Source organism: Amycolatopsis sp. EV170708-02-1, from assembly GCF_022479115.1.
Classification (GTDB): domain Bacteria; phylum Actinomycetota; class Actinomycetes; order Mycobacteriales; family Pseudonocardiaceae; genus Amycolatopsis.
Window position 1 is genome coordinate 6,119,320 of record NZ_CP092497.1, and the last position, 12,778, is coordinate 6,132,097.

General features: G+C 70.8%; 16 protein-coding genes. 6 read left to right on the forward strand and 10 right to left on the reverse strand.

Annotation, left to right across the window (positions count from 1 at the left end):
* Nucleotide 1 precedes the first annotated feature (1 nt).
* Genes MJQ72_RS44685 through MJQ72_RS27620 form a run of 3 tightly spaced genes read left to right on the forward strand, consistent with a single transcriptional unit; the run spans nucleotide 2 to nucleotide 1,037 of the window.
* Complete coding sequence (locus tag MJQ72_RS44685) at nucleotides 2-250, forward strand: SRPBCC domain-containing protein (protein ID WP_256464087.1); 249 nt, start codon at nucleotides 2-4, stop codon at nucleotides 248-250.
* Nucleotides 247-465 carry an SRPBCC domain-containing protein gene (locus MJQ72_RS44690; RefSeq protein ID WP_256464088.1) on the forward strand — a complete coding sequence of 73 codons (219 nt, stop codon included), beginning with the start codon at nucleotides 247-249 and terminating at the stop codon, nucleotides 463-465. Before MJQ72_RS44685 ends, MJQ72_RS44690 begins: the two co-directional genes overlap by 4 nt.
* A complete protein-coding gene (locus MJQ72_RS27620; protein WP_240593983.1) occupies nucleotides 465-1,037 on the forward strand; it encodes a dihydrofolate reductase family protein in 573 nt (190 codons plus the stop codon). The genes MJQ72_RS44690 and MJQ72_RS27620 overlap by 1 nt, the downstream gene beginning before the upstream one ends.
* Before the next feature lie 59 nt (nucleotides 1,038-1,096).
* Here MJQ72_RS27620 and hisB read toward each other — a convergent pair whose 3' ends face one another.
* The 3 genes from hisB to hisD are packed head-to-tail and all read right to left on the reverse strand — an operon-like array spanning nucleotide 1,097 to nucleotide 4,115.
* Nucleotides 1,097-1,696 (reverse strand): imidazoleglycerol-phosphate dehydratase HisB, encoded by a 600-nt coding sequence (hisB, locus tag MJQ72_RS27625; RefSeq protein WP_007029930.1) that lies wholly within the window; start codon nucleotides 1,694-1,696, stop codon nucleotides 1,097-1,099.
* Complete coding sequence (locus tag MJQ72_RS27630) at nucleotides 1,693-2,793, reverse strand: histidinol-phosphate transaminase (protein WP_240593985.1); 1,101 nt, start codon at nucleotides 2,791-2,793, stop codon at nucleotides 1,693-1,695. The genes hisB and MJQ72_RS27630 overlap by 4 nt, the downstream gene beginning before the upstream one ends.
* Entirely contained in the window at nucleotides 2,790-4,115 is a 1,326-nt protein-coding gene (hisD, locus tag MJQ72_RS27635) for a histidinol dehydrogenase (protein WP_240593987.1), read from the reverse strand. Before hisD ends, MJQ72_RS27630 begins: the two co-directional genes overlap by 4 nt.
* Before the next feature lie 84 nt (nucleotides 4,116-4,199).
* On the opposite strand from hisD, the gene MJQ72_RS27640 reads away from it, so the two are divergent.
* A complete protein-coding gene (locus MJQ72_RS27640) occupies nucleotides 4,200-4,994 on the forward strand; it encodes a carbon-nitrogen hydrolase family protein (protein WP_240593988.1) in 795 nt (264 codons plus the stop codon).
* Here MJQ72_RS27640 and MJQ72_RS27645 read toward each other — a convergent pair.
* On the reverse strand, nucleotides 4,942-5,430 hold the full coding sequence (locus MJQ72_RS27645; protein ID WP_240593990.1) for an Lrp/AsnC family transcriptional regulator: 489 nt from the start codon (nucleotides 5,428-5,430) through the stop codon (nucleotides 4,942-4,944). The genes MJQ72_RS27640 and MJQ72_RS27645 overlap by 53 nt on opposite strands.
* Nucleotides 5,431-5,500: 70 nt before the next feature.
* Between MJQ72_RS27645 and MJQ72_RS27650 the strand changes: the two genes are divergently transcribed.
* Complete coding sequence (locus MJQ72_RS27650; RefSeq protein ID WP_240593992.1) at nucleotides 5,501-6,394, forward strand: SMP-30/gluconolactonase/LRE family protein; 894 nt, start codon at nucleotides 5,501-5,503, stop codon at nucleotides 6,392-6,394.
* Here MJQ72_RS27650 and MJQ72_RS27655 read toward each other — a convergent pair.
* The 3 genes from MJQ72_RS27655 to eccB are packed head-to-tail and all read right to left on the reverse strand — an operon-like array spanning nucleotide 6,391 to nucleotide 9,205.
* Nucleotides 6,391-7,047: a response regulator transcription factor gene (locus tag MJQ72_RS27655; RefSeq protein ID WP_016335996.1), complete on the reverse strand. Its 657-nt coding sequence runs from the start codon at nucleotides 7,045-7,047 to the stop codon at nucleotides 6,391-6,393. The two genes, MJQ72_RS27650 and MJQ72_RS27655, sit on opposite strands and share 4 nt — an antisense overlap.
* Nucleotides 7,044-7,784, reverse strand: coding sequence for a response regulator (locus MJQ72_RS27660; protein WP_396426880.1), 741 nt, complete (start codon nucleotides 7,782-7,784; stop codon nucleotides 7,044-7,046). Before MJQ72_RS27660 ends, MJQ72_RS27655 begins: the two co-directional genes overlap by 4 nt.
* Nucleotides 7,781-9,205 carry a type VII secretion protein EccB gene (eccB, locus tag MJQ72_RS27665; RefSeq protein ID WP_240593996.1) on the reverse strand — a complete coding sequence of 475 codons (1,425 nt, stop codon included), beginning with the start codon at nucleotides 9,203-9,205 and terminating at the stop codon, nucleotides 7,781-7,783. Before eccB ends, MJQ72_RS27660 begins: the two co-directional genes overlap by 4 nt.
* A 146-nt stretch (nucleotides 9,206-9,351) precedes the next feature.
* On the opposite strand from eccB, the gene MJQ72_RS27670 reads away from it, so the two are divergent.
* Nucleotides 9,352-10,425, forward strand: a complete 1,074-nt coding sequence (locus tag MJQ72_RS27670) for a type VII secretion protein EccE (protein ID WP_240593998.1) — start codon at nucleotides 9,352-9,354, stop codon at nucleotides 10,423-10,425.
* Between the two features lie 143 nt (nucleotides 10,426-10,568).
* Here MJQ72_RS27670 and eccD read toward each other — a convergent pair whose 3' ends face one another.
* The 3 genes from eccD to MJQ72_RS27685 are packed head-to-tail and all read right to left on the reverse strand — an operon-like array spanning nucleotide 10,569 to nucleotide 12,777.
* Nucleotides 10,569-11,945: a type VII secretion integral membrane protein EccD gene (eccD, locus tag MJQ72_RS27675; RefSeq protein ID WP_240594000.1), complete on the reverse strand. Its 1,377-nt coding sequence runs from the start codon at nucleotides 11,943-11,945 to the stop codon at nucleotides 10,569-10,571.
* Nucleotides 11,942-12,271 (reverse strand): YbaB/EbfC family nucleoid-associated protein, encoded by a 330-nt coding sequence (locus MJQ72_RS27680; protein ID WP_016336001.1) that lies wholly within the window; start codon nucleotides 12,269-12,271, stop codon nucleotides 11,942-11,944. Before MJQ72_RS27680 ends, eccD begins: the two co-directional genes overlap by 4 nt.
* Nucleotides 12,268-12,777 (reverse strand): hypothetical protein, encoded by a 510-nt coding sequence (locus tag MJQ72_RS27685; protein ID WP_240601432.1) that lies wholly within the window; start codon nucleotides 12,775-12,777, stop codon nucleotides 12,268-12,270. The genes MJQ72_RS27680 and MJQ72_RS27685 overlap by 4 nt, the downstream gene beginning before the upstream one ends.
* Nucleotide 12,778 lies beyond the last annotated feature (1 nt).

Genomic DNA, 12,778 nt, shown 5'->3' on the forward strand with positions numbered 1-12,778 from the left:
GATGCCGATCACCTCGGTCACCAAGGAGCCCGAAAAGCTCAGTCTCACCGTCGTGGCGGACTTTCCCGTTCCACGAAAGCGCCTTTGGGCGGCTTGGGCCGATCCCCGGCAACTCGAGCGCTTCTGGGGCCCGCCGTTCGCGCCCGCCACCTTCACCCATCACGATTTCCGGACGGGCGGCCGCGCCGAGTACTTCCTGTCCGGCCCAACGGCGAGAAGTGGCCCAATTCCTGGAAGTTCACCGAGGTGAACCCCATCGACTTCTTCGAGGCGGAGGACGGCGACGACAACGACGAGGACATGCCCACCTCGATGACCTTCACCTTCGAGTCGACACCCGAGGGATCCCGGATGATCCACGTGACGCGCTTTTCCAGCGTCGAAGCCATGGAGAAGACGATCCCGGGGATGGAAGAGGGCTTCCGCGCCGCGATGCCCCAGCTCGACGCGTTACTGGAGGCGTGATGAGAAGGCTCAAGATCATCGAGCACATCTCGCTCGACGGCGTGATCCAGCATTCCGCCGACGAGAACGGCTTCCCTTACAGCGGCTGGAACATGCCCTACCGGACCCCCGCCGGCCGGGAAGCCCTTCTCGCCGCGCACACCGAAAGCTTCGATCTGCTGCTCGGCCGCCGCACCTATGACCTCTGGTCGGAATTCTGGCCGGACGCGCCGAGCGAGCCGTTCGCGGACCGGCTCAAGGCGGCGACGAAGTTCGTCGTCACCCATCGGCCGGAAAGCCTGAAATGGGGCCCGTTCGAGGGGATCGGCCCGGACATCGTCACCGCCTTGAGCCGCATCAAGGCGGAGGACGGCCCGGATCTCATCCTCTCGGGCAGTTCCACGCTGACCTCGGCACTGCTCGAAAACGGGCTCGCGGACGAAGTCGTGCTGGCGGTCTACCCGCTCCTTTTGGGCACGGGCAAGCGTTTCTTCGCCGAAGGGACGCCTGCCCAGACCCTGGCCTTCGTCGGCTCCACGACGACCCCGTCCGGTGTCCAGCTCAACACCTACGAGCCGACCGGACGCATTTAGTCCTCTGGATGCGGTGGTTGCACACGCAAGGAACGCATCCAGAGGACGAAACGCGGGGGCTAGAGGACGCCCTTCGTGGACGGGATGCCGCCCGCCCGCGGGTCCGGCTCGGTGGCGGCACGCAGCGCCCGCGCGACGGCCTTGTACTCGGCCTCCGCGATGTGGTGCGGATCCCGGCCGTGCAGCACCCGGACGTGCAGCGCGATCTGCGCGTGGAACGACAGCGAGTCGAACACGTGCCGCGTCAGCACGAACGGGTAGTTCCCGCCGATGGTGAAGCTGTTGAACTGCTCGGGCTCGCCCAGGTGCACGCAGTACGGCCGCCCGGAGACGTCGATCGCGGCGTGCGCGAGGGTCTCGTCCATCGGGATCCACGCGTCGCCGAACCGGCGGATACCGCTCTTGTCGCCGAGCGCCTGCCGCAGCGCCTGGCCGAGCACGATCGCGGTGTCCTCGACGGTGTGGTGCGCGTCGATGTGCACGTCACCGGTCGCCTGCACCTTGAGGTCGAGCGAGCCGTGCACGCCGAACGCGGTGAGCATGTGGTCGTAGAACGGGACCCCGGTGTCGATCTCCACCTGTCCCGTGCCGTCCAGGTCGAGCTGGACCGAAATGGACGATTCCTTGGTGGTGCGGTCCACCTTGCCGACGCGACTCATCGCGGCACCTCCTTGCTGGCCTCGAGAAAGGCGTCGTTCTCTTCCGGCGTGCCGATGGTCACCCGCAGGTGCCCGGCGATGCCGACGTCCCTGATCAGCACGCCGTTGTCCAAATAGGACTTCCAGGTCGCTGGCGCGTCCGCGAACCGTCCGAAGAGGACGAAGTTCGCGTCGCTCGGGACCGGCGTGAATCCCAAGCCCAGCAACGATTCCACCACGCGGTCTCGTTCGGCCGCTAGTTTGGCGACCGAGGCGAGGGTGGCGTCCGCGTGCCGCAGCGCGGCGCGCGCGGCGGCCTGCGTGAGCTTCGAGAGGTGGTACGGCAGGCGCACCAGCTGCAGCGCGTCCACGATCGCGGGCGCGGCCGCGAGATAGCCGAGCCGTCCGCCCGCGAAGGCGAACGCCTTGCTCATCGTGCGCGACACGATCAGCTTCGCCGGGTACTCCTCGATCAGCTCGATGGCGCTCGGCTGCGACGAGAACTCGGCGTACGCCTCGTCGACCACGACGATGCCGGGCGCCGCTTCGAGCAGCCCGCGCAGCTCTCCGAACGGGATCGACCCGCCGGTCGGGTTGTTCGGGCTGGTCACGAACACGATGTCCGGACGGCGTTCGCCCACCAGCGCGGCCGCTTTCTCGGTGTCGAGCGTGAAATCGTCGCGGCGCGGCACGGGCAGCCAGTCGGTGCGGGTGCCCGCCGAGATGATCGGGTGCATCGAATACGACGGCTCGAAGCCCAGCGCCGACCGGCCGGGACCGCCGAAGGCCTGCAGGATCTGCTGCAGGATCTCGTTGGACCCGTTGGCGGCCCACACGTTCGACTCCGACACCAGCACACCGGTGGACACCGCGAGATAGTCCGCCAGGTCCTGGCGCAGCGCGACGGCGTCGCGATCCGGGTAGCGGTGCAGCGAAGCGGCTTCGGCGCGGACGGCCTCGGCGACGTCGGCGACCAGCTCGTCCGGCGGCGGATACGGGTTCTCGTTGGTGTTGAGCCGGATCGGCACGTCGAGCTGCGGTGCGCCGTACGGGGTCTTGCCCCGCAGGTCCTCCCGCAGCGGGAGCGCGTCGAGCGTGATCTCCTCGCCGATGCTCATGCCCGCTCCCCTTCGAACCGCGCCGTGATGGCCTCGCCGTGCGCGGGCAGGTCTTCGGCGTTCGCCAGCGCGACGACACGGCCGGCGATCTCGCGCAACGCGTCCTGGCTGTAGTCGACGACGTGCACGCCCTTGAGGAAGCTCTGCACCGAAAGCCCGGACGAGTGCCGCGCGAACCCGCCGGTGGGCAGGACGTGGTTCGACCCGGCGCAGTAATCACCGAGCGAGACCGGCGCGTACGCCCCGACGAAGATCGCGCCGGCGTTGCGCACGCGGGCCGCCACCGCGCGCGCGTCCGCGGTCTGGATCTCCAGGTGCTCCGCGGCGTACGCGTCGACGACCCGGATCCCGTCGTCCACAGTGGACACCAGAATAATGCCGGACTGCTTGCCGCCCAGTGCTTCCGTCACGCGCTCGGAGTGTTTGGTCGCGGCCACGCGGCCGGTGAGTTCCTTGTCGACGGCGTCCGCGAGCCCCTCCGACGTGGTCACCAGCACGCTCGCGGCGAGCGGGTCGTGCTCGGCCTGGCTGATCAGGTCGGCGGCGACGTGCACCGGGTCGGCGGTCTCGTCGGCGAGGATCGCGATCTCGGTCGGGCCCGCCTCGGAGTCGATGCCGATGATGCCGCGCAGCAGCCGCTTGGCCGCGGTGAGGTAGATGTTGCCGGGCCCGGTGACGATGTCGACGGGCTCCAGTGTCGTGCCGTCGGTGTCGGTGCCGCCGTACGCGAGCAGCGCGACGGCCTGCGCGCCGCCGACGGCCCAGACCTCGTCGACGCCGAGGAGTTCGGCGGCGGCCAGGATCGTCGGGTGCGGGAGCCCGCCGAACGCGGCCTGCGGCGGCGAGCACAGCACGAGCGTGCCGACGCCGGCGATCTGCGCCGGGACGACGTTCATCACCACGGTCGAGGGGTACACCGCGAGCCCGCCCGGCGCGTACAGCCCGACGCGCTCCACCGGGATCCAGCGTTCGGTGACGGTGCCGCCGTCGACGACCTCGGTCGTGACGTCCTGACGGCGTTGGTCGCCGTGGACCTTGCGGGCGCGGGCGATGGACTCCTCCAGCGCCTCGCGGACGGCCGGGTCCAGGTTCGCGAGCGCGCTCGTGAGCTCCGAGGCGGCCACGCGGACACCGCCGGGGCGGACCTTGTCGAACTTCTCGGTGTACTCGAGGACCGCCTCGACGCCGCGATCACGGACCGCCTCGACCACCGGCCGTACGTGATGCAGCGCCGCGTCCACGTCGTACTCGGCACGCGGGAGCGTGCTCCTGAGTTCGGCAACGGACGGGACCTGTCCACGCAGGTCGGTACGGTTCAGCATGGGTCAAGGGTACGAGGTGGCCGGATCGCCCCGAGCAGGCACACTGGGGTGGTGACCAGCGATCCCACGATGAGGGAGGCCTCCGTGCCGCGAATCGGGTTGTGCCAGCTCACGGCGGCCGAGGATCCCGAAACGAACCTGAAGCTGATTCGCGAAGGCGTGACGGCCGCGGCGGCCGAGGGCGCGCGGATCGTGGTGTTCCCCGAGGCGGCGATGGCGCGCTTCGGCATCCCGCTCGCGCCGGTCGCGCAGCCTTTGGACGGTCCGTGGGCGTCCACAGTGGCGGCACTCGCCGACGAGCACGGTGTCGTGGTCGTCGCGGGCATGTTCACGCCGTCGCCCGACGGCCGCGTGAGCAACACGCTGCTCGTCACCGGCGCCGGGCATCACTTCGGCTACGACAAGATCCACCTGTACGACGCGTTCGGGTTCGCCGAGTCCGACACGGTCGCCCCGGGGACCAAACCTGCCACCTTCGAAGTCGACGGGGTCACCTTCGGCGTCGCGACCTGTTACGACATCCGCTTCCCCGAACTGTTCCGGAAGCTGGCCGACGACGGCGCCGACATCGTGCTCGTGCCCACGTCCTGGGGCGCGGGCGAGGGCAAACGCGAGCAGTGGGAGGTGCTGGTGCGCGCCCGCGCGCTCGACTCCGGCTGCTGGGTGCTGGGCTGCGGGCAGGCCGATCCGGCCACGACCTCGACCCCGGTGAACCCCAAGGCACCGACCGGGATCGGCTACTCCACGGTGTCCGACGGTTTCGGCCGCGTCCACACCCAGCTGGGCGCCGGACCGGAACTGGTGGTCGTCGACCTGGATCCGGCGGTCAGCGGGAAGGCGCGGGCGGCGACGGGCGTTCTGGCGAACCGTCGCCTTTAGCGTCCACAGACCGCTCGAAGAAGGATTCGAGCACCACGATCGTCTGCGTCCCGGTGACCCCCTCGATCGCGTACAGCCTCCGCAGGGAGGCCTGCAGCTCCTCGGTGGTCGGCGTGCGCACCTTCACCAGCAGCGAGGCCGGGCCCGCGATGATGTGCGCCTCGACGACCTCCGGCAACGCCTCCAGCGCGGCCTTGGTCGGCGCGTCGCCCATCCACGAACCCGCCTCGACCAGCACGAACGCCATCACTCCCCGGCCGACGGCCGCCGGATCGACGTCGACGGTCGTGCGCCGGATGACGCCCTGTTCGCGCAGTTTGCGGACCCGTTCGTGCGCGGCGCCGGCGGACAGCCCGACCGCCTTGCCGAGCGCGGCGTACGCCTGAGTCGCGTCCTGCTGCAACGCGGTGAGCAGCATGCGATCCACGTCATCCATGGGTTGACCATATCAAGTTCGGCGGTTCATGATGATCGCAATATCTCATTCGGAACACTGGGGTTCTCTCATGGACATGGTCAAGGCGCACTTCGAAGTCCTCGACGAGCGGTTCGCCCGCGTCAACGGCGACGAGTGGATGCGGCGGCTGCACACCGGCTGCCGGTGGACCGAAGGGCCCGCCTACTTCCCCGCCGGGCGGTACCTGGTGTTCAGCGACATCCCGAACGACCGGGTGCTGCGCTGGGACGAGACCACGGGCGCGGTCGGTGTGTTCCGCGAGCCCGCCGGATTCCACAACGGGCACACCGTCGACCGGCTGGGCAGGCTCGTCAGCTGCGAACAGGGTGGCCGCCGGGTGACGCGCACCGAGCACGACGGCACGACCACCGTCCTCGCGGAGACCTATCAGGGCAAGAGGTTCAACAGCCCCAACGACGTCGTCGAGTCCTCGGACGGCGCGATCTGGTTCACCGACCCGAGTTACGGCATCGAAAGCGACTACGAGGGCCACCAAGCCGAGAGCGAGATCGGCGCCTGCCACGTCTACCGCGTCGATCCGGATGGTTCCGTGCGGATCGTCGCGGACGATTTCTCGCGTCCGAACGGGCTCGCGTTCTCGCTCGACGAATCGCTGCTCTACATCGCGGACACGCGCCAGAGTCCCAGCCACATCAGGGTTTTCTCGGTGGATGGATCCGTGCTGTCGGGCGGCGAGGTCTTCGCGACGAGTGACGCGGGCGGTTTCGACGGGGTCCGCGTGGACGCCGCCGGGCGGGTCTGGGCCGCCGCGCACGACGGCCTGCACTGCTTCGCGCCCGACGGCACGCGGATCGGGAAACTGCGGGTGCCGGAGGTCTGTTCGAACCTGACCTTCGGCGGGCCGCGGTGGAACGACCTGTTCATCACCGCGTCCAGTTCGGTGTACACGCTGCGGGTGAACTTCTCGGGGCCGCGGTTCTAGCGCAGCAGGCCTTCCCGGATCGCCACGCGGACGAACCCCGCCCGCCGCCGCTCGCCGGTCTTGTCCCGGATCCGGTCGAGATAGGACCGCACCGTCCGCACGCTGATGTTCAGGATCTCCGCCACGTCGACGTCCCGTTCGCCGGCCGCGACCAGCCGCAGGACCTGCTTTTCCCGCTCGGACAGGACGATCTTGGGCCCGGCGTGGCGGTCTTCGCTGTCCTGGATGATCATCCCGGCCAGCGTCGGCGACACGTACGCGTTGTCTTCGGCGATGGTGCGGATGGCGCGCAGGAGTTCGTCGCCGTCGACGTCCTTCGACAGGAAGCCCTTCGCCCCGGCCTGCATGGCGCCCAGCACCTCCGGCTGCTCGGCGTGCGCGGACACCACGAGCACCTTGTGCCCCATCTGCCCCACCTCGAGTACCGCGGCGGCGTCCTGGACACCGCGCAGCTTGAGGTCGAGGACGACGACGCTGCCGGGAGGCTGCTCCTGGACGGCGAAGCGCGCGACGGAATCCGCGACGGCACCCAGCTCGATGTCCGGCGCTTCGGTGAGGACACGCGCGACGGCGTCCCGGTACAGCGGATGATCTTCGATCACCCCGACGTTGATCGGCGTACTGCGTTTCGGCTGCTGCTCGTCTGCGTTCACCGGCGTCCTTCGAATCCGCCCGCGTCGGCGCGGGGCGCGACCGGCCGAGACGGACCGGGCACCTCCGGCGGAGACGCGAGCCCGAGCTGGATGGCCTTGCGGACCAGACCGGCCCGCCTTCTCTCTCCGAGTTTGTCACGGATCCGGTCCAGATAACCGCGAACCGTCCGAACTCCGATGCCCAGGATGCGGGCGATGTCCACGTCGCGTTCGCCCGCGGCGACGAGCCGCAGGACCTGCTTCTCCCGCGCGGAGAGCGCGACGTCCGGCGCCGACACGGGACGGTCGGCGTTGTCCTTGATGATCATTCCGGCCACCACCGCGGAAACGTACGCCCGGCCTCGCGCAACCGTCCTGATCGCGGTCAGCAGCTCGTCGACGTCGACGTCCTTGGACAGGAAACCCTTGGCACCGGCCGCGATCGCGCCGAGCACCTGCTCGGGCTCGGCCTGCGCGGACACCACGAGCACGTGATGCCCCAGTTCGCACACCTGGAGCACGGCCGCCGCCCCGGCGATCCCCGGCAGGCCGAGGTCGAGCAGCACCACGCTGCCGGGCGGCTGCGGATGGACGTGGAACCGGGCGACCGAATCGACCACCGCGCCCAGCTCGATGCCTTCGGCTTCGGTGAGGACCCGCACCACGGCGTGCCGGTACAGCGGATGGTCTTCGATCACCGCGACGTCGACCCGGTCGGTCTCCGGCCTGTCTTCGGTCCTCTGCACGTTCCCGATCACCCCGTCCCACCCGCCGCGGGCACCGCACGGCCCGCTTGCGCCGGATCCAGCGCGGGACCGCGCGGAACCAGTGCCAGCAATCCATTCGGAACCGGCTGCCGGTCGGCTTGGCCGTAGCCGAGGGAAGCGAGTGCCTCGGCGCTCGCCACCGGGTACTTCTGGCCCGTGTCGGTGACGACGTAGACCGTGCCGGAACCGGATTCCGCCACCACCGCGCCGCCCGACGGGGGCACGAAGACGGCGTCGGCGACCAACGCGTCCGTCCGCGCGGTCACCGGGATCGCCTTCGCACCTTGCGGCAACGGGACCTGTGCGGAGATAACGATTCGAGAACCCTGTGCGCATAACGTCACGGACTGTCCGGTAACGGGCGCTTTTCGCGGGATCCGGTCCGGATACTCCGCGGGATCGGCCCCGCCGGCCCTCGCCGTGCCCACCTTCGGCACCGCGGCGACGTCGGCCGCGCGCACCGCGACGGGCGCCGGGACTCCGGTGTAGGCGTCGGCGTTCTGCGGGGTGTTGATCAGCAGGCTCGCCTCGGTCTGGCCGATCGGTTCGAGCCCTTCGGCACGGACGAGGTAGTACGACGTCGCGTCGTTCGGCGACGCCATCGCGTCGACGACACCGAGCACCGAACCGACCTTCGTCGAGACGCCGCCGACCTTCGGGCCGGGCCGCCCGGCGTCTTCGACCGCGCGGTAGGCCAGATCGCGTCCGGCGGCGACGGTGCCGATCCACCGGGAGGACACCGCGATCGCCGGGTAGGTGTCGAACTGCAGCGCCGTGGCGGCCTCCGGGGTGAGCTTGTAGCGGCGCCCGGCCGTCACGAGGTAGCGCTCCCCCTCGGGGACACGGACCACGACGGCCTGATCCCTCGGCAGGTCGATCCCGGCGGCGGGCGCGCCGAGGAGCACCGTGGTCTCCGGTTCGGCCGACGCGGGCGCGTCCTGGGTCGTCCGCGAGCAGGCCGTCCACGGGGTGTTCACCAGCGCGGCCGCCGCGGGCAGCGAATCGGGGGCGCCGGGGATGCCGATCTGCGAACCCCTCGGCGCCTTCGCGAGCTTGTCGGACGGGACGGTCACGGTGGCCTCGCCGTTGCCGCCCGCCATCAGCCGCGCGGAGGCGTAGTTGAGCACCGGATGCAGAGCGCCGTCCTGGCCGAGGATGTAGCGCGCGCCGGTGTCTTCCTCGACGATCACCTTGCCGCCCGCCAGCCAGTCCTTGCCGCCGGAAGGGTTCAGGAGGCCGATCACGCCGAACACGGCGGTGACCAGCAACGCCACGCCGAGGCCGCACAGGGTGCCGATGACGAGCCTGCGGCTCGGGGCGACCGGATGGTTGGCGTCAGCCGAGACCAGTGCCGAAACCAGTCTCCTGCGGAGGAATTGGTAGGCCTGGATCTGGTCCCGCTGCGTCCACACGCTCCCGTCCCCCGCCGTTCGTGCCCACCCGTTTGGAGGGTGCTCACGTTAGGTCCGGCCCCGGTTCGCGGTGAGGGTATTTTTTACGCCCCTCCCCGCGCGGGGCGGGGCTACCGTCGGGCGCGTGCACGGAGGAGGGGAATTCCTTGTCGGTTGACGCCCCGGCCCGCCCGGTCCGGCGAGAGACACCCGCGCGCGGCGTCGCGGGCGCGGCGCCGCTGCCCTGGCTGCTGCCGGTCCGCCCGCTGCAGGCGGCGCTCTGGGAGATCGCAGGGATCGCGATCCTGCTGGCCTTCACCGTCGACGCGATCCCCCAGGCCGCGCGGATCAGCATCGCCGCCGTCGCCGGAGTCCTCGTGCTGACGACGTCGGTCCGCTTCGCCGGACGCCACGCCGCGGGCTGGGTGCTCACTTGGGCCGGTTACCGGCTGAACCGCCGGAAAAAGCCCGAAGTCCCCGATCCGCTGCACCGGATCGCCGGTCCGGTCCGGGTACGTCAGCACGTCGACCGCGCGGGCAACCGGTTCGGCGTCGCCGAGGTGAGCGACGGGTGGAGCGCGATCGTCCGGCTCACCCCCGGCGCCATGTCTCCCGCGCCGGACACCCTCGTCGGCATCCTGCGTGACGCGTACACGAATACCGGGATCCCTTTGTCCAGCGCGCAACTGCTGACCTGGACCGTCCCCAATGGACAGTCGGTGCTGCGCGTCCGCTGGCTCACCGTCCGGTACCGGCCCGAGGACGCGCCGATCGCGGCGCTGGCCAGGGGCGGCGGGGAACTGGGCGCGCTGCGGAGCACCGCCTGCGCGGCGCTGTCGCTCATGGGCGCGCTGGCCGAAGCCGGGTTCGAGAGCACCGTGCTCGAAGCCGGCGAGGTGGCGGAAAACCTGCGCGTGGCGCTCGGCAGCGGCCACGACGCGCCGGTGGACGGCTGGCGCGCCTGGGAGTGGGGCGGCGCGTCGCAGGTCTGCTACCGGCCACGGTCGGAGCGGGATCTCGCGCGGACACTGGATCTTCACGTCCCCGGCTCGGCGTTCACCGCGACTTCGTACACGCTGTACCGCTCTCCCGGCGGGCGCGAGAAGTCCGAAGTGACCATCCGGGTCGGCGGGCGGCCGGGGGCGGAAACGGTGCGGCCCAGCGGGATCGCGGTGACCCCGCTGCACGGACGGCACGCGGCGGCGGTCCGGCGGACCCTGCCGCTGGCGCTGGAGAACTGAGGGGACGGTCCGTGGAGGGTTCCTTTCTTCTCTGAGGGTAGGGAAGGAATCCTCCACGGACGTGACGCCGCTGAAGGGCGCTTTCCCCGCATGCGACGCGGGGAAAGCGCCCTTCACCGCATGGCATGCGGGGAAAGTCCCCTTCAGCCCCGAACGGCCTCGTAGACGCCCGCGATCATGCCGACGAACGGGATCAGCGACAGCAGCACCAGGAACTCGACGATATCGAGAGTCCTTGCCCAGTAAGGGGAACGCCGGCCCTTCGCGACCCGCGTCGCGTAGGTGAGACAGACGCCCGCCGCGACGACGACGGCACAACCGGCGGCGAAGACGAACGAGCGCGGTCCACCCGCGGCGAGCCAGAAACCGGCCGCCGCCAAGGCCGCCGCGCCGAAACCGATGAGCACCACCCGCTGCGAGCGGCCGGCGAACGCGCGCGAGCGCAGCATCAGCGCCAGCCCCAGCAGCGCGCACAGCCCCGCTTCCCAGGCCCCGCCGGAAGACGACAGGACCACCGACGCCGAAACCACGACGAGCCCGAGCGCGACGAGCAGCCCGGTCAGCAACGCCTGCGCGTAGGTCGTGCCGCCGACCATGTCCTCGCCCAGCGAAGGGTTCTCGTCGGCCCGGAACGAGTCCATGTCGTCGGGCACCCGCGGCAGCGGCAGCCTGCCGAGCCGCAGCGCCATCATCGGCGCCACCGCGGCCAGTGCCGTCGCGACGACGGCGACCACGGCGGCCGCCGAAACCGGGCGGACGTCGGCCAGCAGGACGATGGCGGTGGTGATCGCGCCGAGCCCGGCCGCCACCGTCACCGCGACGAACCACGGCAGCCGGTCCGCCACCGAAACGGCCGCGATCACGCCGTAGACGGTCACGATCGCGAGCCCGGCGGCCAGCGGTCCGGCCGACAGGGAGAACAGCGGATGCGGCGGCAGGATCGACATCCCCGCCAGCAGGGCCGCGCCGACCCCGGCGAGCGCGCCGGCGGCACCGGCCTCCGCGTCGCCGTACGCGCGGCTCAGCGCGCCGCCGCCCAGCACCAGGACGAGCGCGAGCAGCCCGGTCCCGATCGGCGCGAGCACGCTGCCGGACGCCGCCGCCTGCACCAGCAGCCCACCGGCGAGCAGCAGCACCACGGAGGCGACGATGCCCGCCTTGCGCGCCACCGACGGTCCCCAGCGGCCGGTGCCCGCCTCGGCGACGCTGGCGATCGAGTCGACGACGTCGTCGAACAGCAGCGGACCCCGCGGGCGTTCCCGCGGGGTCAGATGGAGGACCTCACCGTCGCGCACCTGCGCCGCGGCGACCGTGAGCCCGAGCGCGAGCGGAGCGCCGCCGAGCCGGGACAGCACCCAGCCGGGATGCTCGGCCGACGCCTGCCCCGAAGCACCCGCGAGCCGCACGAGCTGCGGGACGAGTTCGGCGAACGTGCTCTGCTGCGGCAGCGCCACGTCGACGCGCGCCCTCGGTGTCACCACCGTGACGCGCCGGGTGGAGCCCGCGATCGCGGCCGTCATGCTTCGATCGACTTGGCGGACTCGATGACCGGGGCGAATTTGGCGCTGCTGGCCTCGGCCAGCTTCTGCAGCCCGTTGTTGACCGCCTCCAGCACGATCTCCGAGAGGTTGCGCGCGTCGTACTGGCGCACCGCGCGCGGGTCGATGTCGATCGAGGTGAACCGGCCGTCTCCGCGCAGCACGACGGTGACCTCATTCTGCCGGGAGTGCGCCTTGACCTCCATCGCCTCGACCGAACGCTGGATGCGCTGCACCTCTTCGGTCTGCTTGCGGACCTGGTCCAGCAACTCGTCCATGTCCGGCATGGCGTAGGGGTCGGTGGTCACGAGTCTTCTCCTTCATCTGCGGTGGTACCCCGGCGGACGTGGACACTGCCCACGAACCGCCGGAAGTCGTCGCCGAGGCCACGGGCCGCCTCGGGGGTCGCGGTGCAGGCGATCTCGAGGACCAGCCGCTCGGCGGGGCTCGCCCCCGGCACGGTCAGCAGCACCTGGCTCTGGACGAGATCCTGGCCTTCGCCGGTGCGGATCCGGAGCACCTGCGTCACCCCCGGCGCGATACCGGTGCCGATCACCTTGCGCCGCACCACTTCGAGCGCGGCCATGGACCGGCCGAGGCGTTCGACGGCCTCGTCGGCGATGTCGGTGATCTGCGCCTGGTCCGGGCGCTGCCCGACGCTCAGGGTGATGTTCGGGGTGAACTCCGACGCGGTCCCGCGATGCACCGCCACGAAGACGGCGCCCTCGGCACCGACGGACGACGGCTCGACCGGCACCCAGCCGTCGGGCACGTCGAAGCCGAGCGGAAGGGAGACCCGGTCCTGCGTCGCCATG